17 protein-coding genes and 1 pseudogene are annotated in these 20,925 nt (G+C 61.2%); 13 read left to right on the forward strand and 5 right to left on the reverse strand.

Annotation, left to right across the window (positions count from 1 at the left end; genetic code table 11):
- Positions 1-272: 272 nt before the first annotated feature.
- Positions 273-1,187, reverse strand: coding sequence for a universal stress protein (locus ABQY64_RS10550; RefSeq protein ID WP_016903865.1), 915 nt, complete (start codon positions 1,185-1,187; stop codon positions 273-275).
- Positions 1,188-1,201: 14 nt separating this feature from the next.
- On the reverse strand, positions 1,202-2,143 hold the full coding sequence (locus ABQY64_RS10555) for a bestrophin family protein (protein ID WP_226427848.1): 942 nt from the start codon (positions 2,141-2,143) through the stop codon (positions 1,202-1,204).
- A 184-nt stretch (positions 2,144-2,327) separates the two neighbouring features.
- Here ABQY64_RS10555 and ABQY64_RS10560 point away from each other — a divergent pair, with 184 nt between their 5' ends.
- From ABQY64_RS10560 to ABQY64_RS10580, 5 genes are all read left to right on the forward strand, one after another.
- Positions 2,328-3,767 carry a PAS domain-containing sensor histidine kinase gene (locus ABQY64_RS10560; RefSeq protein WP_349780506.1) on the forward strand — a complete coding sequence of 480 codons (1,440 nt, stop codon included), beginning with the start codon at positions 2,328-2,330 and terminating at the stop codon, positions 3,765-3,767.
- Positions 3,760-4,404, forward strand: coding sequence for a response regulator transcription factor (locus tag ABQY64_RS10565; protein ID WP_024939961.1), 645 nt, complete (start codon positions 3,760-3,762; stop codon positions 4,402-4,404). Before ABQY64_RS10560 ends, ABQY64_RS10565 begins: the two co-directional genes overlap by 8 nt.
- Before the next feature lie 282 nt (positions 4,405-4,686).
- Positions 4,687-6,045 carry an alpha/beta hydrolase gene (locus ABQY64_RS10570; protein WP_104559645.1) on the forward strand — a complete coding sequence of 453 codons (1,359 nt, stop codon included), beginning with the start codon at positions 4,687-4,689 and terminating at the stop codon, positions 6,043-6,045.
- Positions 6,042-7,571, forward strand: coding sequence for a GMC family oxidoreductase (locus ABQY64_RS10575; RefSeq protein ID WP_104559644.1), 1,530 nt, complete (start codon positions 6,042-6,044; stop codon positions 7,569-7,571). Before ABQY64_RS10570 ends, ABQY64_RS10575 begins: the two co-directional genes overlap by 4 nt.
- 41 nt (positions 7,572-7,612) lie before the next feature.
- Positions 7,613-8,416, forward strand: coding sequence for an SDR family oxidoreductase (locus ABQY64_RS10580; protein ID WP_349780507.1), 804 nt, complete (start codon positions 7,613-7,615; stop codon positions 8,414-8,416).
- 284 nt (positions 8,417-8,700) lie between these two features.
- Here the strand turns inward: ABQY64_RS10580 and ABQY64_RS10585 are convergent.
- Positions 8,701-9,252: pseudogene (locus tag ABQY64_RS10585) on the reverse strand (RDD family protein); the annotation flags it as partial.
- A gap of 299 nt (positions 9,253-9,551) precedes the next feature.
- Between ABQY64_RS10585 and ABQY64_RS10590 the strand changes: the two are divergent.
- The 3 genes from ABQY64_RS10590 to ABQY64_RS10600 all read left to right on the forward strand — a co-directional run bounded on the left by ABQY64_RS10590 (position 9,552) and on the right by ABQY64_RS10600 (position 12,889).
- Complete coding sequence (locus tag ABQY64_RS10590) at positions 9,552-10,406, forward strand: hypothetical protein (protein ID WP_349780508.1); 855 nt, start codon at positions 9,552-9,554, stop codon at positions 10,404-10,406.
- 130 nt (positions 10,407-10,536) lie between these two features.
- Complete coding sequence (locus ABQY64_RS10595; protein ID WP_349780509.1) at positions 10,537-10,920, forward strand: hypothetical protein; 384 nt, start codon at positions 10,537-10,539, stop codon at positions 10,918-10,920.
- Positions 10,921-11,359: 439 nt separating this feature from the next.
- On the forward strand, positions 11,360-12,889 hold the full coding sequence (locus ABQY64_RS10600; protein WP_349780510.1) for a hypothetical protein: 1,530 nt from the start codon (positions 11,360-11,362) through the stop codon (positions 12,887-12,889).
- On the opposite strand, the gene ABQY64_RS10605 is transcribed toward ABQY64_RS10600, so the two are convergent.
- Positions 12,837-13,892: a hypothetical protein gene (locus ABQY64_RS10605; RefSeq protein ID WP_146097961.1), complete on the reverse strand. Its 1,056-nt coding sequence runs from the start codon at positions 13,890-13,892 to the stop codon at positions 12,837-12,839. The genes ABQY64_RS10600 and ABQY64_RS10605 overlap by 53 nt on opposite strands.
- A gap of 330 nt (positions 13,893-14,222) precedes the next feature.
- Between ABQY64_RS10605 and ABQY64_RS10610 the strand changes: the two genes are divergently transcribed.
- The 4 genes from ABQY64_RS10610 (at position 14,223) to ABQY64_RS10625 (ending at position 19,073) form a co-directional block, all read left to right on the forward strand.
- Complete coding sequence (locus ABQY64_RS10610; RefSeq protein ID WP_349780511.1) at positions 14,223-14,858, forward strand: hypothetical protein; 636 nt, start codon at positions 14,223-14,225, stop codon at positions 14,856-14,858.
- Positions 14,851-16,827 (forward strand): hypothetical protein, encoded by a 1,977-nt coding sequence (locus tag ABQY64_RS10615; RefSeq protein ID WP_349780512.1) that lies wholly within the window; start codon positions 14,851-14,853, stop codon positions 16,825-16,827. Before ABQY64_RS10610 ends, ABQY64_RS10615 begins: the two co-directional genes overlap by 8 nt.
- On the forward strand, positions 16,817-17,737 hold the full coding sequence (locus ABQY64_RS10620) for an ATP-binding protein (protein ID WP_349780513.1): 921 nt from the start codon (positions 16,817-16,819) through the stop codon (positions 17,735-17,737). The genes ABQY64_RS10615 and ABQY64_RS10620 overlap by 11 nt, the downstream gene beginning before the upstream one ends.
- A 190-nt stretch (positions 17,738-17,927) precedes the next feature.
- Positions 17,928-19,073, forward strand: coding sequence for a hypothetical protein (locus ABQY64_RS10625; RefSeq protein ID WP_349780514.1), 1,146 nt, complete (start codon positions 17,928-17,930; stop codon positions 19,071-19,073).
- 432 nt (positions 19,074-19,505) lie between these two features.
- On the opposite strand, the gene ABQY64_RS10630 is transcribed toward ABQY64_RS10625, so the two are convergent.
- Positions 19,506-20,135: a hypothetical protein gene (locus ABQY64_RS10630; RefSeq protein ID WP_258080384.1), complete on the reverse strand. Its 630-nt coding sequence runs from the start codon at positions 20,133-20,135 to the stop codon at positions 19,506-19,508.
- Positions 20,136-20,408: 273 nt separating this feature from the next.
- Here ABQY64_RS10630 and ABQY64_RS10635 point away from each other — a divergent pair, with 273 nt between their 5' ends.
- Positions 20,409-20,756 carry a helix-turn-helix domain-containing protein gene (locus ABQY64_RS10635; RefSeq protein ID WP_104574331.1) on the forward strand — a complete coding sequence of 116 codons (348 nt, stop codon included), beginning with the start codon at positions 20,409-20,411 and terminating at the stop codon, positions 20,754-20,756.
- The last annotated feature ends 169 nt before the right edge of the window (positions 20,757-20,925 follow it).

Raw genomic sequence — 20,925 nt, forward strand, 5'->3', positions numbered from 1 at the left:
TGGCAGCCAGCGTGGACGCGTTATCGCTGGACAGATCCACCACTGGGGTGCAGATAGCGCTGCGAAAGTGCTGATCGATAAGCCGGTCCACACGCTGATGGCAGGCCCGCTTGCGCGTCCTCGAACATGCTGGTTCGGGGACGCGCGGCCGCGTCATGACGTCGGTAAACCGCCTCGCGCTCAGGGATGCATGCCGCAATGAGGCAAGCCCTCCCTTGCCCAGCTGACCACTGCAGATGCCCACTCAGCCGCTCGCCGAGCACTCGGTTGCCTCACACGCGCAATAACCGCCTGGCTAGGCTGCGGCCGCGCGCGGCATCGGCTTGCTCGCCACCAGCGCCCAGGATCGGGCGGCGCAGATGGGGCGGCGGCAGGCAGATCAGCACGCACGGCGTCTTTGCCAGTGCCGACTGCAGCGAGGAGCGCCAGACGCCGCGGCGGACGACGGCGTCGTGTTCGACCACCAGCACGTCGGCGCAGGCGCGTTTGAGCAGGCCGGCGATCTCGCGCCGCGGATTGCCGACGGCGACGTGGATGCGCACGCGCAGGTCCTCGTCGGGCAGTTGCTGGACCAGGTCGCCGAGCCAGCTGGCGGCCGCGTCTTCGCTCAGCGGCTTGTCGTTGAACAGGCTGTCCACCAGCAGGCCTTCGCTGATTTCCGGCACGACATGCAATAGATGCAAGTCGGCGCCGCGACGGCGTGCCAGGGCAGCGGCATCGCGCAGCGATTCCAGGCTGGTTTCGCGGCCGGTGATCCAGCAGGCGACGTGGCCGCCGACGGCGCCATCGCGCGGGATCGCATCGGCGTAGGGCAGGGTGAGCATCGGCGTGGCCACGCGCTGCAGCACCCGCGCACGCAGCGAGACATGCAGCGGGCGTGGCAGGCCGGTGCGCTCGGACGGCGGCATGATCAATAACGCGTCGTCGCGGCTGCGGCAGAACGAGACGATGCCGGCGGCGGCCGGGCCGCCGGCAAGTGCGCGCTCGCAGCCCGGGTAATTGGAAGCCTCGGCAAAGAACGCATCCAGCGACTGCTGGGCCTGCGCACGCTTGCCCTTGGCGTGCACGTGCAGGATGGTCAGGCGTGCGCGCAGGCGGTCCACCAGTTGCGCCACGGTCGGGATGGCGGCATGGCAGGTCTCGGAAAAATTGGTGGCAAAGATCAGGTGGGTGGGGGTGGTCTGCATGGCTGGCTCCGTGGTCAGTAGATGAAACCGTCGATGGCGCGCACTTCGCGCAGCGGTACGCGCTGGCCCAGCATTTCGCGCAGGGTGAGTTCGATGCCGCGCGACAGCGCGGTCATCGGGGTGTCGTGCACGGTGTTCTCGAACGGGTCTTCGATGGCGCTGCTGGCGCTGTCGATGGCGATCAGGGTGAAGCTGATCAGTACCGAGGCGATCGGCATGGCCAGGCCCATGCCGGCGATCAGGCCCAGCGGCACCAGCCAGCAATACATGTTCACCAGCGTGCGCGGCAGCGAGGAGAACTGCCGCGGCAGCGGGGTGTTCTTGATGCGTTCGCAGGCGCCCTGGATGTTGGCCAGCGTGGTGAGGTTGGCGTCCAGCGACGACCAGCGCAGGCTGTCGAGCATGCCCCAGTCGCGCGCCTGCTGCAGTTGCTGGCCCAGCCGCAGGGTTAGCGCGTTGGGGATGTTGGCGTAGCCGCGCAGGTCGTCGGCGCGTGCCTGGCCGAGCAGCCCGGCCAGCTCGGGAAACGGGTTCTGCCGACGCAGATGGCAGCGCAAGGCGTGCACGAAGGCGACCTGGTGCACCACGATATCGTCGCGCAGTGCGGCCTGGCGCGGGTCGGCCGGGTCCACATCCAGCGCGGTCAAGGCCTGGCGTGCGATGGCGCGCGAAGTGTTCACCAGCGCGCCCCAGAGTTGCCGCGCCTCCCACCAGCGGCCATAGGCCGCATTGGCGCGGAACGCCAGGAAGATGGTGAGCGCCGAGCCGAGCTGGGCCAGCGGCAAGGCTTCGATCGACAGCCACTGCCAGCCGAAGAAGGTGTAGAGCACGGCCACAGCGCAGTCGAACGCCAGCAACACCAGCAGGCGCTTGTAGGTCTTGGGCCAGATGCGTCGCAGCGGGAACGTATCGCGGGTGATCATGGGAGAGGCAACATCGACGTGGGGTGGATGCATTACACCCAGCCTCCACGGTCGTGTCTGCCATCCTTGCGCCAGCGTTGGACAGTGCACGCACCGTCCGAACGATGCGGCCGGGCTATCTTTCGATAGGGTGAAATCCGCAGCCCTGGCCACGATGCTGTGGCATCAACCATCGCAAGAGAGGAGCGGCATTGCAGCGCAGGTGCATGGGTAGGCAATGGACAGACTGAGACTGCCATTCAAGTGGCGCGGGCAGGTGGTCAAGCTCAATCGCGGCCCGACGCTGTGGGCGTCGCTGGCGATGCTGGCCTCGCTGGTGTGGGCGGAGTGGTACTCGCACCTGGGCGTATCGCTGGGGCTGCTGTACATCCTGCCGGTGGTGCTGGCGGCCACGGTGCTATCGCGGCGCGACATCGTCATCGCCGCGATCGCCTGCGCGGTGCTGCGCGGCCTGTTCGTCACCGACGAAACCCCGGTCGAACAGGCACTGCGCTTTTTCATGGCGACGATTGCCTATGCCGGCTGCGGGCTGCTCGTGGCCGAAATCAGCCGCACCCGCCGGGTGATCCTGGCCCATTACGTGCAGCTGCGCGCCGAACAGCGGCTGCGCCGGCGGCTGGAGCGGCAATTGCGGCTGCTTGCCGAGAGCAGCCCGGCGGCCTTGCTGACCGTGGCCGGCGACGGCCGCATCGTGGCGGCCAACCGCGCCGCGCACGAGATCCTGGACATGGCCGAGGAGGGCGGGCTGGAAGGCCGTGCGGTGCGCGAGTTCCTGCCGCTGCTGGACGACGCGCTGAGTATGAGCGCCAATCTCGATGGCATGCGCACCTCTGCCAGCACCTGGGGTTGCCGCAGCGACGGCACCCGCTTTCCGGCCACCACCTGGTTCTCGGTCTACGAAGACAGCGCCGAGCGTCACCTGGCCGCGATCCTGGTCGACACCAGCGAGGAAGTGCGCGCGCGCGAATCGGCGCACTTCGACGATGTGCTGAAGAACAATCGCCTGCTGGCCGGCGCGGTGTCGCACGAGATCCGCAACCTGTGTTCGGCGGCGGGTGTGGTCACCTCCAACCTGGCGCGGCATCCGGCCATTGGCGCTGATCCGGACCTGGCCGCGTTGCGTAGCCTGGTGGCGGCATTGATGGAGCTGGCGTCCTTCAACCTGCGTCGGCAGCTGCCCGACGACGCGCATGAAACGCGGCTGCAGACGCTGTGCAGCGAGCTGGATGTGATCATCCGTTCGGACTGGGAGGACGTTGAGGGCCAATTGGTGATCCAGATCCCGGCCGACTTCCCCTCGGTGCACGGCGACCGCCACGCGCTGTTGCAGGTGTTGCTCAATCTGGCGCGCAATTCGCTGCGCGCGGTGCAGGCGCTGCCACCGCAACGCCGCCAGTTGATCGTCAGTGCGCGCCTGGAGCAGGAGCGTGCAGTGCTGAGCGTGCGCGACACCGGGCCCGGCATTGCCGAGCCGGGCCGCCTGTTCCAGCCGTTCCGCAGCGACAGCGACGGCTCCGGGCTGGGGCTGTACATCTCGCGTGCGCTGATGGCCAACCAGGGCGGTCTGCTGCGTTACGCGCCTGGCGGCGAAGGCGCCTGTTTCGAGCTGCATCTGCCGCTGGCGCACGCATCGTATGCGGAGGCGCTGGATGGATGAGTCGCGGCGCGCACCGGTGCGCCTCTATCTGCTGGACGACCACACACTGTTCCGCGAGGGCCTGCTGCGCCTGCTCGGTGCCGACGCCCGCTTCGAGGTGGTCGGGCAGTCCGGCGCATTGGCGCAGGCCATCGTACAGATCGCCTCGCTGACGCCGGACGTGGTCATCCTCGACTACGACATGGGCGAGTACAACGCGCTGGATTACATGCGGCGCCAGGCCGAGCAGGCGCGCCGTCCGGCCACGCTGGTCGTCACCGCCGGGCTGCCCGAGCGCGACGCGCTGGCCTTGATCCGGCTCGGCGTGTCCGGTATCTGCCGCAAGGATGTCTCCACCGATGAACTGATCGACAGCATCCATGCGGTGGCGATGGGCCGGGTACTGATCGACCAGCGTTATCTGCAATCGCTGGTCGCCCAGGGCACCCAGGAAAGCCGGCCCAGTTTCACCGACCGTGAGCGCGAAGTGCTGCGTGGCCTGCTGCGTGGGCAGTCCAACAAGTTGATCGCACGCCAGCTCGGCAGTTCGGAAAGCGCGATCAAGGCCACCTTCCAGCAGCTGTTCAACAAGCTCGACGTGCGTTCGCGCAGCCAGTTGGTGATGGTGATCCTGCAGGATTATCGCGACCTGGTATGAGGCGTCTTGTTCCTTTGAAAGACACCGGGCGAGCGATGCAGATGCAGATGCTTATCCGCTGAGCCCGATGCAGTTGCAACGGCACGCTGACAGATAGGGCGTGCGACAAGGCCGCATGTGTGACGCTGATCTGCCGCCTTGCAGGCATGCCGATCGGGATGCAACAGACGTTGTTCGCGGACAAGCGCCAAGCCTCACGTCATCACACGATGTCGGACTCATCTGCACGAGGCATGGACAAAGCGCCGGTCATCATGCGCGCCTGATGGAGAGAGGTGTTACATGGCGAAGCCGACGCTGTTCTTCCTGCACGCGCTTGGGTCCAGCAGCAACGAGTGGTCTGGGGTGATCCAGCGACTGGAGGCGCGCTTCGACTGTGTGGCGCTCGATATTCCCGGCTTTGGAGACGCGCCGCCGCTGCAGCATGTCGACACCGCCGCACTGGTTGCCTGGTTTGTCGACGAGGTAATCCGGCGGCAACCGACCTGCTGGTTTGTGATCGGACACAGCATGGGCGGAAAGATCGCCACCCTGGCAGCGGCGCAGGCACGCGATGGCGTGGCCGGGCTTGCCGGCCTGGCCGGCGTGATCCTGGTCGCGGCGTCGCCGCCGGCGCCCGAGCCGATGGAGGAGTCACGCCGACAGACTATGCTGGCCTGGTTCGAAAAGGGCCATCCCACCCGGCAAGAGGCCGAGCAGTTCATCGACGACAACTGTGCGGCGAGGTTGCCTGCGCATGTGAGGGACGCGGCTGTAAACGATGTGCTGCGAACCAGTGCAAAAGCGTGGATCGCCTGGCTCTCAGACGCCAGCCGTGAGGACTGCAGTGCGCAAGCCGGCTGCATGCACGTACCGGCATTGATCCTCGCCGGCAGTGAGGATGGCGACCTCGGCGAAGCCGCGCAAACAACGCTGAACGCGCCGCATTATCACGATGCGCGTCTTGCCGTCGTGGCCGATGCCGCGCACCTGATCCCCTACGAACAACCGCAATACCTGGCGCAGCTGATCGCAGCGCATGTGGAACGCAGCATCGACAAGCGCCTGCCCGATGACTTCGTCAGGCTGCTCAATGCAGACCGGGTTGCCCCGCGCATGCGCAAGCTGCTGCTCAGCCGGCATGCCGGCCCACCCACAGATACGCGAGGCGTGCTGAGCCAGCACCAACTGGAGATACTTGGCGCAGTCGTTGCGCGTGTATTGGATGGGGCAGGGGATGCTCGCGGGATCGCACGGCGGATCGACGTCCAGCTTGCCGAAGGCGCAGGAGATGGTTGGCGCCATGCCGCGTTGCCACCCGATCGGCTGGCGATGCCGCTGGGGCTCGACACGCTCGACGCGCTGAGCAATGGCTTCGTCGGCTTGTCTGCCGATATCCAGGACCGTTGGCTGCGCGAGGTGTCGCGCGCGACGGCTGGCGATTCCTCGGCGCATGGGCTGGATGCAGCGCAGCTGGCGCATTGGTTCGAGGATGTGCGCGCCGAAGCCGTGCGGACCTGGGTCAGCCTTCCCGCCACGATGGCCGCATTGGGCTACGACGGCTTTGCGGTTGGCGGTTTTGGTATCGACAGCCTGGGCTATCAGCACACCGCAGCCGACCGGCAGGAAGCCTGGCAGTTTCCTGCCGAAGGCCTGCGATGAGCCCGGGCATCCACGACGCTGCAGTCGATGTGGTGGTGGTAGGCAGCGGTGCAGGCGGCGGCCCGCTGGCCGCACGGCTTGCACAGGCAGGTCTGTCGGTGGTGGTGCTGGAAGCGGGTGCGGCCTTCAGCCCCGCCTCCCATCTGCCCGATGAGTTGACCACCGGCATCTACTGGATGGAGGAGCGCCTGAGCGGCGGGCAGACGCCCACCGCATTCGGCGCCAACAATTCTGGTTCGGGCCTGGGTGGTTCGACACTGCACTGGGGCGCCTTCTGCCCGCGTCCGGACAAGCGCGATCTGAGCCTGTCGACGCACACCGGGCAGCGCAGCATGGACTGGCCGATCGCGCATGAAGAGCTGCTGTCCTATATCCGCCGCGTCGAGGAGTTCATCGGCGTTTCCGGGCCGGCGCACTATCCGTGGGATCCCGAGCGCAGCTACGCCTATGCGCCGCCGCAGCGCAATGCGTCGGCCAACGCGATGGAGCGCGGTTGCCGCACGCTAGGCATCACCGCCACCGATGCCCCTGCCGCGTTGGTGACCAGGGCGCACGCGCAGCCGCACCACGGCATGCGCGCGGCCTGCAACAACTGCGGCGCCTGTCATCAAGGTTGCAGCAACGGCGCCAAGGTGAGCGTCGATACCACCTGGCTGCCGTTGGCGCGCGCGCACGGTGCTCAACTGCGACCCGGTTGCCGGGTCATCGATATCGAGCGCGACGCCCGTGGCATGGTCAGCGCGGTGGTCTACCAACAGGGCGGACGCGAACTGCGCCAGCGTTGCGCAAGCCTGTTCCTGTGCGCAGGCGGCGTGGAAACACCGCGCTTGCTGCTCAACCTGGGGCTGGCCAACTCCAGCGGTCAGGTCGGGCGTAATTTCATGGCGCATGTGGCTACCCAGGTGTGGGGGGAGTTCGATGCGGACATGCGCATGAACCGTGGCTACCCCTCGTCGCTGATCACCGAGGACATGCTGCGCCCGGCCAATGCGGATTTCATCGGCGGTTATCTGGTGCAGAGCCTGGGTGTGCAGCCGATTACATTGGCCAACACCCTGGCACGTGGCGTAGGCCTGTGGGGTAGGGAGCTCGTCTCAACCATGGCGCGCTACAACCGCCTGGCCGGCATCGGCATCAATGGCGAATGCCTGCCCCAAGATACCAACCGGCTGAGCCTGTCCGATGAGTGCGATGCCTTCGGCCAGCGCAAGGCGCGTATCGACTTCAGCTATGGACCCAACGAGCGCGCGATCGATGCCCACGCGCGCGCATTGCTGCACGCAATCTGGGAGGCGGCGGGCGCCCAACGCATTTTCGCTGCCGCCCGCTCCGCACACACGCTGGGCACCTGCCGCATGGGCAATGATCCGGAGCAGGCCGTGGTGGATCCGGATGGTCGCGCATTCGACATCGCCAATCTCTACATCTGCGACAACTCGATTTTTCCAAGTGCACTGGCAGCCAATCCCGCGCTGACGCAGATGGCACTCGGCCTGCGCACGGCGGAGCGCTTTCTCGCCCGCTAGTGGCGCATACCACCACCTCTCTCTACCACCAGGAGTTCAGTATGGATCTCGGAATCAACAATCGGATCGCCCTCATCAGTGGCGGCGACTCGGGAATGGGCAAGGAGACTGCGCGGCAGCTGCTCGAAGCCGGCGTGCGCGTGGCGATCACCGATCTTCCGGACGGCACGCTCGACCAGGCAGTGGCCGAGCTGTCGGGCCTGGGGCAGATCATCGCCATTGAAGGTGACGTCACCCGCGAGCAGGACGTCACCGCCATCTGGGCACAGGTGCGCGAACAACTGGGAGACCCCGACATCTACATCAACGCAGCAGGCGTCACCGGCGCAACCGGCGATTTCCTGGAGGTCAGCGACGCCGGCTGGCTCGAAACGCTGGACATCAACCTGATGGGCGCAGTGCGCATGTGCCGCCAGGCCATTCCCGCGATGCGCCGCAACCAATGGGGCCGGATCGTGCTGTTCGCCTCGGAAGACGCCGTGCAGCCTTACGTGGACGAGCTGGCTTATTGCGCATCGAAGGCAGGAATCCTGAGCCTGGCCAAGGGCCTGTCCAAGGCCTACGGACCGGACAAAGTGCTGGTCAATACGGTGTCGCCCGCCTTCATCGCAACCCCGATGACCGACAAGATGATGCAAAAGCGCGCCAGCGAAAACGGAACCACGTTCGAGCAGGCGATCGAATCGTTCCTGGACGAAGAGCGTCCCGGCATGGTGCTCAAGCGACGCGGCCGCCCCGAGGAAGTGGCCTCGGCGGTTGCCTTCTTGTGCTCCGAGCGCGCCAGCTTCATCAACGGCGCCGGGATCCGGGTGGATTCGGGATCGGTCTTTACCATCGCGGGTTGAGGCGGGCGTCGTTCCGAGATGCGGTGAGCTACATAAGCTGCCCCATCCTTTCTCTGCACCCGGTACCAGGTGCGGATAAGTAAGCGCATGTGTAATCGGCTGCAGGAATACTGCAGCCGCGTTGCTCAGGAAACCAGCTCGTTCAGCGGAGTGGGGCGCCCACGTTTGCGGCAACGCACTCACCACAGGCTTGGCAACCGCCTGCGGTGCATGGGCCGCGCAACTCCCCTCGATACCCATCCCACGCCGTATCGCAGGCATTGTCTTCGGCAGGGTAGGAGACGCTACCTTCTGCTTCTCGCTGCGGCATCGCTGTTACCGGCCGCCGCCAACGCTTTCGGCGCGAACTGATACCCCATCGAGCGCCAGGACGATGCGATGCCCCGGTCATAGCCATAGACCAGCGTGACGTGGATCGCCGACATGGCGGCCGCCTTCTTGTCGTTAGCAAGGACGACCTTGGCAATGTGCTCCGCCAACGCTTTGTCGTCGATGCGCCGTTTGGAAAGGTTGACCTGCACAACCACAGATTCGACATTCGGCGTGCCAAACACCGTGTTGTGCACGACGCGCGCGGACTGCACGCCCGGCTCGGCACTGACGGCTTCATGTGCCGCCAGCAAGTCCTTGAAGTAATCGCTCTGCGCAAGTTGCCCGGTAAACGCCGGAACTGCTGCGGCTGCGATCATCAACACAGCGACCACCACCAAGTGCACACGCCACACCGGCATCGGCCTGACAGCGGCGAGCGGTGTCTGCGCGGTGACCACCGAGCTTCCCACCGCAAGGTCGTGCAACGAACGACGGCCGCGGCGATTGAACAGATACAGATAAAGGTCCGTCTCCGACCAAAAACGGGCTTGGCTAAGGAGTACAGCTTGGGGGAAATGTGGCTATCGATTACGAATGTTTATCGAGGGTACGAGAAATTGAGGTCCGCGGTGAAGGTCGATAGCAAACTAGCCATGCCGGCGTTCACGCCGATAGGTAATATTGAGGCTTGCATTAAACGAAACCTAAGGAAGGACCAATGTCATCGTTCCCAGCAAGAGCAGTCGAGATATGGAGGTCATCACAAGCGGAGGTAATCGCCCCAATACACGGAGTTTTCTCCTTCGAAGTCTTCAAAACTTTGATGGTTCCACAGACTTTACAGTTCCTCGCCGAATGCGCCAATCGCCCCCTAAATGGCGTGAGCGAAATCTCATCCGCGTTTCTGCAGGGCATGCGCCACTTCGATCAGGGCAAGCCTGCGCTCCTGTTCTGGAAGCAATTCCGACATCATGAAGAGTTGTTTTCGTTCGATCCCGAGGTCCTTTCCGAGGCGATTCGGCAACTTGAAGTCCATACGGATATCAATCTCACCTTTGGCCAAGTCACCTACTTGGCCGATATCGGACGCGGCCCGGAATTGCCATTGTGGATATTGTCGAGACTTCCATTCACCAGGGGAGTTGCGTTCGAGATCGACGAGCGTGGCGCCACCGAAGCATCACTAGGGGGCGGCGATTTCGAAATGTCGGATAAAGCCAGGGTGGCGCAACAACATTACTACACCGGCATGTCCCTGCTCGCAGGAGAGGACTCAATCTCAGGTCTCGTTGATGCTGCTTTTATGCAGTTCTATCTCGCAACAGAGGCGATTCTCGAACGGCATGAGAAGGACAAGGCACTTGAAGCAGGCGCTCAGATATTCGGCGCTGAGTTCGACGCGAATCTTCAGCTGATCGTGTCTCATGTGTATCTGGCGCGTCACCGCTTCTTTGGCCACGCGCACCCCAAGTACCTCAAGGGGCTTCTGGACACCGACACTGCGTTTGATATTGCGAAGCAGACTCTTGTGGCTCGATGGTGCGCGAGGCGCCTAATGGAGCTTGAGCTAAAACGATCATTGGTCAAGCGAGAAATGAGGCTGTACGCCGGGCCTCAACAGTCAGTAGCGTTCTACGGAGATGCCAGCTATCTAAAGTCTGACTTCACTCTGCCGTGATTGCGAGCAATCCTCGCGCCCGCGAGGACGCGTGCATATTCGACAGAGAGATTAGATCGATTTATCCGAGTTAGGAGAAGGGCCGCTTCCGATCTTGGTATATGCCACTCATCACCCTGCGAGGCTGGTGGTGTTCTGGGAAGAGGCAGAGAAAACGGCGCAGCAGCAGACGAGGCTCAAACTGCAACATCGCTTGGACAAGAAGGCTGAGAAGCTGGGACAAGGCGACTTCTTCAATGCCGACCAGCATGAAGATGAGCCGACGATGCCGTCCTACGATTTGAAAATGGCCTGGCTGCGAAGGCTTCCTCAAGTAAGGAGCACTCTGACTGTCGACATGGTCGCCATGGCTGACCTGATCGAAGAAACCGACGGTTTGCTTTCTGAGCTGCAGGCTGCGCTCGGCGAACTGATCAAATCCGGCATTGTCGAGAACACAAACGCCAAACGGCGACGCACTGTGAACGTAGTCAACTTTCGTAAGAACGAAGTGTTGCGACGCCTGGCAGCCTGACCACGGCGATTTTTTTGGAGGAAACCAAGGGCGCGAACGAGCCGGTCTCATTGAGACCTGGAAGGAGTACGAACTGAAGCGGCGTTGAAACTGGGGATTTCAAAGCGCGGCGTTGCTGTTTGTGGGGCTACCAAAGTGCAGCTGTTGAAATCCGGGACACTAGAGTGCGGCCATTGGGAAGGGTTGATGCGGCTGCTGGTCAGACAATGCCGCAACCGGGCTCGGTAAACCTGTGACCACACTTCTTTCGTCTCGCTTCATATAAAACAATCACTTATCGGTGGGCGAGGATTGGGTTTGGATTCGGTATCACTGTAACAAGGGGACCAGTAAAGCTGTGACTACTTTGGGGTGAACGCTAAAGCTGTGACTTTCCCGACCCGCTGAATTTTTGGGAAAAGCGATCAACAATTCCCCAAGTCTTGCTTGGAGAAGGGTCTTGAGCGATGAAAAGTTCGAGCCGTACATACCTTGGGTGCGCGACGCCTTGCTGCCAGGAGAATCAACATATGCATTTCTGAACAAATTGGGTTGGTTCGCTGCAAGGGGCCCACTTCAGCTGATGCGTGATCTTCGTATCACCGAGCAAAACCAGTATCCCCGCAAGCCAGATCGGATCGACTACGCGGAGGTGGTGAATGAATGGAGCAGTAAGGCGCACAGGTATCTGTGGCCAATCCAGCAAGGGAGGCTAAGGGAGTACTTCAATGAGTCGGATTTCCTAATGCTGAAGGACTACTCAGATAGGGCATGGGAAGACGAGTGTCTCCGCTTTTGCACAGAATGCATCGCCCTTGGAATGCACTTCACGGTCTGCCAACTGCAGTTCGTTGAGTTCTGTCCTTACCACCAACGACGACTGATCTCGCACTGCCCAGTCTGCGGGGAGCAAATGAATTACATCGCCGCCGTGTCCCGCCCAGCATTTGGCTGTGACGGCTGCGGTGGCTCTCTGTTAGCTGCCGATGTGACCAATGTGTGTGCGAACCGACGCGTCCGATGGCAGATTTCACGCGCCCACCAGGAGCTGTTTAGGGCAATGGATACTTGCGCACCGATTTATTCCATGACGACGGGACGGTTTGGCAGGAAAGGCTATTTTCCCGGAGTCAAGGAGGCTGCCACAGCGATGTTGGAGCTCAATAGACAACGTTCCGAGGAGCTTTCTTTTGTACCAACATTCGCCGCTATCAAAGTCACTCCCAATCATCGGGGACAGCCATCTATCCATCGGATCTCAAAAAGCCCCCGTGCCGAGGAACCATGCTCGATCAACGAGGAGAATCGTACTGTCGTCCATCGAACTGCCCAATTGCGAGCAGGTGCCTGGCTGCTTCAACGGTATTCCGATCACCTTACCTGTATCGCAACCTCGCGAGAGGTGATCAAACGCAAAAAAGTGGGGCAGTTTCCTGCTCGGACCGCGCATAAGCTTTGTTGCATAGGGAACGGGTTTGTGGCGTGGGAGATGTGCCGCATTGACCGCGTACACGAGAAGCTTCCCTATGAACTCTGGGACGCGTGGGGGCTTAATAGCACGGCCGAGCGGTCCTTCGGTTCCTACGTCCTTGAGAAGGCAAGCCTGATGAGTTCCATTTCGACCTTCCTGAGAAGTGATCCGGATGAACTGTCAGGTTGGCTAGCAAATAAATTGCCCACGAGCTTTGAGCGTTGGCAAGCATCGAGGATAAATGAGGGCACACCGGCGATACTATGGCAGGACATAAACGACGTCGATTTTTCCGAGGTGTGTGAAGCTTCAAATATTAATGAAGAAGCGAGATGGCAGTTAATTTCGGCTCACTGCATGGAAAGCTATGACGCATTGCAAGAGCCGGCACTAGCTAAGATGCGTGCGGAGCATGCGGCTAAGAATCTGGAGCGTGAATACGGGTCGCGCGAGCGTGCGGCGATCTCTATGCCGATTGTGCACGCGAGGATAAACGAGGCGAACGGGTGTTCCTACTAGCCCGTGAATCGCCGGGCAGCCTTTCATATGCGACGTGGTTAGTGCCTGTCGTTATCAAGAGCGACTGATTGTATTCGAGCGAGATATCCCCATGTGTTTTGAGCAACTCCAATCGCAGCGCAATGAGCGCCGCTTCGATGCTCGCATGGGCGGGTGTATATGAGGTCAAGCCCTCAGTTGTCACCTCCAGGGCGCCATCCCGGTAGCGCTCAGGCAACGGATGATCGATTCGTTCGTACCATGCTTCACCGGCCGCATGTAGGCAAGCGCAGGCATCGAGCATGTCCTGGTTTTTCCTCATCAGGAAAGGCAGTACCCAAAGGTCTCCCAGTGCCCGAGGGAGCTTTGACGGCGCGGATCGGTCACCCCATACCGAGACATTGGCCACGGCGTCTTGCAAGTAAGGTCGAAGCCGTTCGCCCAGTCGCTGGCCGTCTTCGAAGGCGCGTTCGTGCATTGAGGCAGAGAATGCGGTAACCGCGTTGTCAGCTAATTCCCTTGCCGCTTGTGTCCCCCGGTGCCTGCGCCAGGTGACCTCATGCAGAAAGGCGATGACAAAGAGCAGTGTGCTGGGGGTAGCCGCTTTAATCAGCGCGCTGGTGCATCGGTGCTCAAGATCGGCGTATAGCGCCGGATCCAGGTGTTTCACGGCGGCCATGACGCGCCCAGGTACCAGCAGAAGACCTCGCGAGTTGGTGTAAACCAGCAACTGCTCGCGTGAGTCCAACAATGAGGGCGGATCAAGCTGCATGTAGCGGTTGAAATCGCGCAGCAACCAAGCGCGTGACGCCGGCACACGTTCACATACCCGTTCGAGCAGGTTGAACTTCTTGGTCTTGTCCTTGATCTCTTTCCAATAGGCGCCGTCGGGGTTCTTGCCCGCGTTGTGGATCTCTTCGAAGACCCGAGGTGTCAGCCCCTCATAGATCGCCCCGGTGAAGCCCTCGCAGGGCAAAAGCAGAGTTCGATTCAACCACTCGACGTCGCATTCCAACGACTTCAACAGGTATCGGGTCCATATCCATGCGCCTATCTGACGAAATCCGCTAGCACAGTCCAGCACCATGATCGGGACTCTTCGGGCGAGGATTGAAAATCAAACCACGGCAGGAGATTGAATCTGACGACCTTCCCTGCGAGTAGTCTGTACGCCAGCACTACTGGAATTAAAAACTAATTCACAAAAAAGAGCCCGCCACGGCAATGGTCGGACTCTTGAGGCCAGGTCGTTTGGAGGACCTGTTTATGCCGAAGACACTATACACCCCTTCCCGCCACGCGGGTCAAGGTCGCACCCGCTTGCCTTCCGCCGCTGGTCTGCGCGGGCAACCTAATGGGTAAGACCCCGGCGCAAAAGAAGCGCAACCAGTACCTGGCCTCCGTGCGTGCCAGAGGGGCCAGCGGCCACAACCTGTGGTTTGTCAGCCCCCCGCAGGACACGCAGGCGCTCCCGCTAACGCTGAGTTCGGACATCGAATTGGAGGCCTTCTTCTACCTAGAAGGTTCACCGGATGTGGCGTTCGTCGACTATTCCCCCCTGCGCCACGGGCGAGCGCACTCGCACCCGGGGCGGCGGCACTTCGCTACCGTCACCACGTTGGAGGGTACCGAGCTCGACGTCGACCTGGCCCTTGAGGCCGACAAGGCATCGGCGGCAGGCCGGCGATTGATCAGCCTGGCGATGCTCAACGCAGCCAAGGTGCGTGTCCAGAGCTGGCGGGCCATCGTTCCCACGATCAACCGGTGCCGATCGCATTCCTTGGGGCCGCTGATCATTCGCTGCCGGCATCTGCTGGAAGAACATGGCGAGCTAGCGGTTCGGGATCTGTGCCAGCAGCTCACCTCCGAAAGCACCGCGCTGATCACAGGCGCGGTGGCCACGCTGCTGCGTTCGCGCGAGGTCGAGAGCAACGTGGATACGCGCCTATGGGGTCCCGGTACTATGCTGCGGACCCATCTCCATGGGTAGCCGCCTGACTCTGAAGACGACGCCTCCGGAGCGTTTGGTTCTCGCCAGCTGGGCCATGCCATCACTGGAAGGCCTGGGTGCGGCGGAGAAGAAACGGTTTTACTCGCTCAAGGAGGCCATTACCGGCTATGTGCACGGCGCACGGATCACACGCCTGCTGCAGGCCCAATCGATCTGGAAAGAGGTGTTCTATCGCGCCTATGACAAGTGTGTCGCGCTTGATGGGCAAGGCATGCCGATCGGCTGGGTAGGGCTGCTGCCCTATTTGGAGATCCAGCCGCGGCAGCCCCTGCCGACGCATCAAAGCAAAGGGCTAGCGGGGGCATTTGCGCAGTTCCTACGCCAGAACAGCGACATTTCCGCAGCATTGGAGTCGTACTTGCTGCTCAATGCCAAACGAAAGCCCGGCGGAGAGGCGGGCGTCCGACACAAGTCGGTCCACATGGAATTTTTGCGTTTATGCGAGGCCAAGGATCCCGACATGCAGTCCTGGCCTTTTACCTCCCGTCGGCGTGGGGCGGGGGCCTTACGGGAGTTCACCAAGGCCTTTCTGATCCAGCACTACGACGCGATCGTGGCTACCCAATATGGGGACAAGGCCGCGACCAAAGCCAAGGCCGGCAACGGCCATGTCTCTCGCCTCGTGGCCTGTATGCCAATGGACATCGTCGAGATGGACGAGCATGCCATGGGTTGCATCGGCACCGTCAGGATCGAGTCGCCTGAGGGTTTCCGGTTTTTGGATGCAGGCCGAATGACGCTTTTGCTGCTGGTCGATCGCCACAAGGGCTGGATCATGGCCTTCAAGGTGATCTTCCGCGAGGCGGCCAACGCCGGCGATGCGATGGACGTACTTCACGCGGGCGTAGTCGGCGAACCGGACTGGGCCCACCGCAAGGACGGTCAGCTGGCCACGCGCCCCTTGGCAGACCTGGACGACCGCTTCGGCTGGTGTGGATTCAACTGCCTGTTGCTGGACAACGCGCTCATCCATCTAGCTGACGAACTGGTCTCACGTGTGATGTCGCTGAGCGGATGCGCGGTGAACTTTGGCCCAGTAAAAACGCCAGCCCGGCGCCAATTAGTAGAACGCGTTTTCAACGAACTGGAACGCGCAGGCTTTAAACGGCTCCCTCAAACCACCGGTGCTGGACCACAGGATCCTCGGCGGCAGAAGGCGGAAGAGGCCGCCCGCGCGTGCGTGCTGTCAGAGCGCGAGATTGTGGATCTAGTATCAAACCTGTTGCGCAACTTCAACGAGAAAATGGGCAAGGCCAACTTGGCGGCCAGCCCCGCCCAGCGCATGCATGCGCTCATTTGCGGACCCGAACGCGATCAGTACCAGTTTCCGTTTCTACCCCCGCTTCGGGAAGGCGAGGCAGATCTGTCCAAGTCGATCATCACCGTACCAATTCGGGGAAACAAAGCCACTGGGCGTCGCCCCTATTTTTCTTTTTTGGAGGTCGACTACACGAACCCGGCCATGGCGAAGGATTGGGCGCTGTTGGATGAGCAGGTCAACCTAGAACTGCATGTGGCACGAACCAATGTCCGATTCATTGATGCTTTCTGCCGTCAGCGCCCCTTGGGCACATGTCAGGCGGGTGGCCGCTGGCGTTGGAGCGATCACTCGATCGATCTACGGCGCCAGATCAATCAGCTCCTTCGCGGGGGCTACATCGAGAACGATAGGAACGACGATGTCGTGGCCGCGTTCCTGAAGAAGGTGGCGGACGAATATGCCATTGCCAAGGGTAAATCCAAGCCGGCCAAGGCGGCCATGCGACATGTGGGCGATCACAACGCCCGCCGCGATGTGCCCGATGACGTCCCCAACACCGCCGATCAGGTTAAGCAGGTCGGAGTCGCAGTGACGGACCTCCTGGATCGGGCCAGCGACTCAACAACGTCCAACTACATGCAGTGGGATGACATAGTTGCCTTCAACGGAGATCGTTATGACGCTTGAGAAGATTCTACGCTTGCGTGATCAGGTATGGGATGAGCATCCGCTAATCATTGAGCGAGCGGTGCTGCCAACGCTTGCTGCCAAGGACGTTCTGGCCCGTGTTTGGGCGCTTGGCCGCAAGGGCAGGGGATCCATTGCCTTCTTCGCCCAGCCGCTGTCGGGCAAGAGTTCATGTGCCGAGTTGCTATTGGTGGAAATGAAGCGAAAAAAGCCTGGCTGCGGCGTGTTGATCTTTGAGGTGGTCGAAGATACCAATCCGGCCGAAGGGCGCTTACTTTCGGAAATCCTCAACCAGATCGACTATGCGCCCAAGATCGCCAGAGATTTGGCCGGCAAGCGTACCCAAGTGCACCGCGCCTTGCTGGCCCTATCAGGGGAGTCCCGGCACCTTTTTCTGATCTTCGATGAAGCCCAGGAGCTGAGCTGTGACGAGTTTGCCTGGCTCAAGTCGGTCATCAATCGCCTAGTGCGAGACCGCGTGAAGGTCACAGTGGTCTTGTTCGGGCAGGTCGAACTCAAAGAGAAACGGCAACAGTTGAAGGCCGCACGCTCGGATCTGGAAAAGCGCTTCATGTCCACGTTGAACGAATTCAGGGGGATTCAGAACTCAGCAGAACTGGAACCGCTGCTGGCGGCAATTGACACCGGTTCTGAGTTTCCTGTGGGTTCGGGAGTGAGTTACCTGCAACTACTACTGCCCCGATTCTATGAGGGCGGGGGGCGGCTTGTCAGCAGTAGCGCGCTGTTCTGGCGCGAACTGAAACAGCAACGCTTGCCTGGCGTGGGGACCGTCGTGGCCATGTCCAGTGTGGCAGGGTTCTTGGCATCGTTCTTCATTCACCTTCGTGGTGCAGACAGTGCGGAGCTGAAGATCACATCTGAACTGCTTCAGAAGATTGATGTCATCTAGGGCCTCGGCCCCGACGGGTTTTGTCGCCCATCTCTCAGAGCATTGGGAGAATAACTCCCTTTTTGGGGCATATGCGGCGATCGGTCGATTCAACCTGTGCCGCGCATATGATATTGCCAAACTCATCGAGCGGCCCTTACGCATATTCCAGCCGTGTCGTCCGCCTTCGCCCACCCACCTGTTCGAATTCATGAACTGGGTAGCGCAACTGAAGGTGGCGAACGACGAAATCACGCATCAGCTGCTCCGTCGCGTGATCACCAAGGCGCGCCAGGACCTCACTGAAGTGCCTCTGGAGTGGTATCGAGCCACGGTGTTCTGGTGCCCGCAGTGCATGAAGCGGAATCATCACAAGGCGATCCATCAGCATCGCTCACTCTGGCTCTGCCCTGAGCATCAAGTCCGCCTCGAACAATTCTGCAACTACTGTGGCCAGCACATTGGCTATCGTGTCTTCTTTGATAGGGAGCCGCTGCAATGCGGCGGATGCGGAAGTCGTCTGGATGGCCTGGATGACGGCGCCATATCGCAGACCGCCGCACCTAAAGCCTCCTCGTTCGGGGATCAACCGACCTGCCAGGCAGCTGAGCAGGTCTGGGTTGCCGGTCTGCCATGGTCATCCGGACCGCCTCGTCCGTTGGGTATTTCGCCCCATGATGTGCGCATTCATGCGGCAGAGAGGATGCGCGCAGCAGCACCTTGCCCACAAAGCCGGGTGCTTAGTCAGTACTTCCGCTTCATCCCGCCTAGGCAAGTAACCAAAACCCTTGTTAATAGCCACACAGAAGCTATTTCTCGCATTGCCGCCCAGGCGCGCACCTTGGCGCGGAAGTCTGGCCATGCGTGCATGCAAGGCATGGGTGGTGGATCAGGCAAACATCAGCTTCAGTGCCCCTGCAGCATCGGCTTCTCCATGTGGTGCTTGCGCAGCCAGCTCGGGCAAGTCAACACTGCGGTCTGGTCAGACAATGTCAACCTGTTAGCGTATGAAGGGTCGCATCTGGGCTTGTGTTTGTCGGTGAGCTGGCTAGCGTACGTGCAGGCACCGCTTATGGGGAAGACCTCCGCCAGCGAGATGTTGCTCGCGTTTTGGGATATTCCTTCAAAGATACGATCACCCCGCCGACGTAGCGAGCACACCCACGATACAAGTGTCTTTGTTTCCCACACCTTTCAATGGTCTGCCGTTCACTGTCGTCATGTCGGCAATCAGGTGATGAGCCTAGGGGAGCGCTTGTCGACCTCGGGCCGCCGATCATTGCGTCATGTCCAAAGCGATGTTATTGCAGATGCGTGCTGGATCATGGATCAGTTAGGTGTCTCCGCAAGGCGCTGATACTGCTTACGCGGTGTGATACATGGGCGCATGTGTCACACCTGCGCCACTAAGTCCGAGGGCTCACCGGCTCAACGATGCAGCAGTCAAAGCCGAACGAGCAGGGGCAATGTCTAGGACAGTGCCATTTCCACTACCAAACTGGCCCAGATGGGATTGCTGACAAGGTCGCGTTAACCACCTTCAAGGAGCTGCCAGGCGAGGGCAGAACTTGGCCAGCATGCGAAGTCGCACCGGCTGACATTGGGTGAAGCCTCGGTGGCAGCGTCTGGCCGCAGCAAGGAGCTCGTGCCGGACCGGTGCAAGAAAGGCGCGCCTGGCCAGTCCTGTATGACAACCCCGTGCGGCCGACTATCAGACCCATGCCCACATGTCTGGCCGAATCCTAATCGTGGGCAAGACGTACGTGACGCGAGTGCAGATCCGTAGGTGCTATATCAGCTCAAGGGTGGGGGGAGACATCCAGTACCGATCGCCCAGTCGCGTGGCGACGGTGGAGAACGCAGACGTTAGCGCACAGTCTGGGAGCGAATGGGAAGGGGAAAAGCAAAGCTTTCCTTCCAAGCTGCCCTGGGTGAGCCTGAGTCGCCGCGGCAGTTCGCTGCTCAGCGTGAACTTCAAAATCTCGACGTTGCCTGGGTATTGCAGGGAGATCGATGCCATGCTGCGAACCGCTGCCCAGCACGCATAGCGCCAATGGCCCAGGCTGTATCGGGACTCGTACGGCATGAGTAGCCGGGCCAATTCAACAAGGAAAAAGTCGGGAAACTGGTGAATGCGCAACTGATGCCGAAGATAAGCGGTCACCTCCAGCGGAACCAGCTCCTGCCAGACCCTTAACCACATCTCTGCATAAGGGGGCTCTTGAGCTTCACTTTGCAGGTAGTCCTTGAGCCGCGATTCGAGTTCTCCGAAGGGGACGTGTGGCCAAGTGTAGGACCAGGCAATCTTGTCACCAGCGATCGCATGGATATCCGGGCCGGTCTCCGGCTCGATTCGGATGACTCCCAGCGCATCCAATACCGAAAGAACACTATGAGTCCCCTCCAGGGTGGGCGCCAAGCGTGTTCGCGCGTGGAGAGCTTGCACCAGAGCCAGAAGATAGAGGGCGCCACGGCCGCCTAGATGACGGACGTCGCTAATGGTTGGGGCGTCAAGACGCCCAAGACCCTGAGGCTGCGGTTTTGAGTTGTTCATTTCTTTGACGAAGGGACACGGAGCAGTCAATCCAGGGCCCGAGCTGCTTGCTGGCCGTTGCCATAGCATCTAAGAATATCTTAGTATCCAAGCGCCGGTCACTTCCGCCATCCTTAACCCTCTCTTGAGGGGGTAAAAGTGAACGGGCGGACGGCAGAACATCCGGTTTTTGCGCTGCGGCTAGCACAGGCGCGCGAACGAGCCGGGCTATCTCAGAAGCAGCTCGGCATCCTTGCCGGCTTGGATCCCGCCGTGGCCTCTCCACGTATCAACCAGTACGAACGCGGCAAGCACGAACCCCAGATCAAGACAGCCAAACAGCTGGCGGAGGTGCTTGGCATACCCGCGGCATTTCTCTACACCGAAGACGAACTGTTGGCCCAACTCCTTCTGCAGTGGAACGACCTATCCGTTCGCCAGAAGAAGGATCTGCTCAAAAGCCTTGAGAAAACTCCGGCGAAGCGGGAGCCGCGCAAAAGCCGATGACGCGTTGGCCCGCGCGTTAGAGATCAAGCAGTCGAGCCGCTGGGTTGCTTGACGCGTCACCGGCATTAAAGTAGCCGATCACTTACGCCATGAAGCGATGCTCAGTCAGCGTCACTAGGGCGGGCGGCGACCGCCCTCGGTGATAAAGCCCGAGCGCGGACTGTGACCG

This window comes from Xanthomonas sp. WHRI 7065 (assembly GCF_040203115.2).
GTDB classification, from domain to species: domain Bacteria; phylum Pseudomonadota; class Gammaproteobacteria; order Xanthomonadales; family Xanthomonadaceae; genus Xanthomonas; species Xanthomonas arboricola.

Coding starts and splice junctions, on each gene's coding strand:
- ABQY64_RS10550 (WP_016903865.1), bottom strand. CDS start 1,187: ATGCAGACCACCCCCACCCACCTGATCTTTGCCACCAATTTTTCCGAG.
- ABQY64_RS10555 (WP_226427848.1), bottom strand. CDS start 2,143: ATGCATCCACCCCACGTCGATGTTGCCTCTCCCATGATCACCCGCGAT.
- ABQY64_RS10560 (WP_349780506.1), top strand. CDS start 2,328: ATGGACAGACTGAGACTGCCATTCAAGTGGCGCGGGCAGGTGGTCAAG.
- ABQY64_RS10565 (WP_024939961.1), top strand. CDS start 3,760: ATGGATGAGTCGCGGCGCGCACCGGTGCGCCTCTATCTGCTGGACGAC.
- ABQY64_RS10570 (WP_104559645.1), top strand. CDS start 4,687: ATGGCGAAGCCGACGCTGTTCTTCCTGCACGCGCTTGGGTCCAGCAGC.
- ABQY64_RS10575 (WP_104559644.1), top strand. CDS start 6,042: ATGAGCCCGGGCATCCACGACGCTGCAGTCGATGTGGTGGTGGTAGGC.
- ABQY64_RS10580 (WP_349780507.1), top strand. CDS start 7,613: ATGGATCTCGGAATCAACAATCGGATCGCCCTCATCAGTGGCGGCGAC.
- ABQY64_RS10590 (WP_349780508.1), top strand. CDS start 9,552: ATGGTTCCACAGACTTTACAGTTCCTCGCCGAATGCGCCAATCGCCCC.
- ABQY64_RS10610 (WP_349780511.1), top strand. CDS start 14,223: ATGGGTAAGACCCCGGCGCAAAAGAAGCGCAACCAGTACCTGGCCTCC.
- ABQY64_RS10615 (WP_349780512.1), top strand. CDS start 14,851: ATGGGTAGCCGCCTGACTCTGAAGACGACGCCTCCGGAGCGTTTGGTT.
- ABQY64_RS10620 (WP_349780513.1), top strand. CDS start 16,817: ATGACGCTTGAGAAGATTCTACGCTTGCGTGATCAGGTATGGGATGAG.
- ABQY64_RS10625 (WP_349780514.1), top strand. CDS start 17,928: ATGAACTGGGTAGCGCAACTGAAGGTGGCGAACGACGAAATCACGCAT.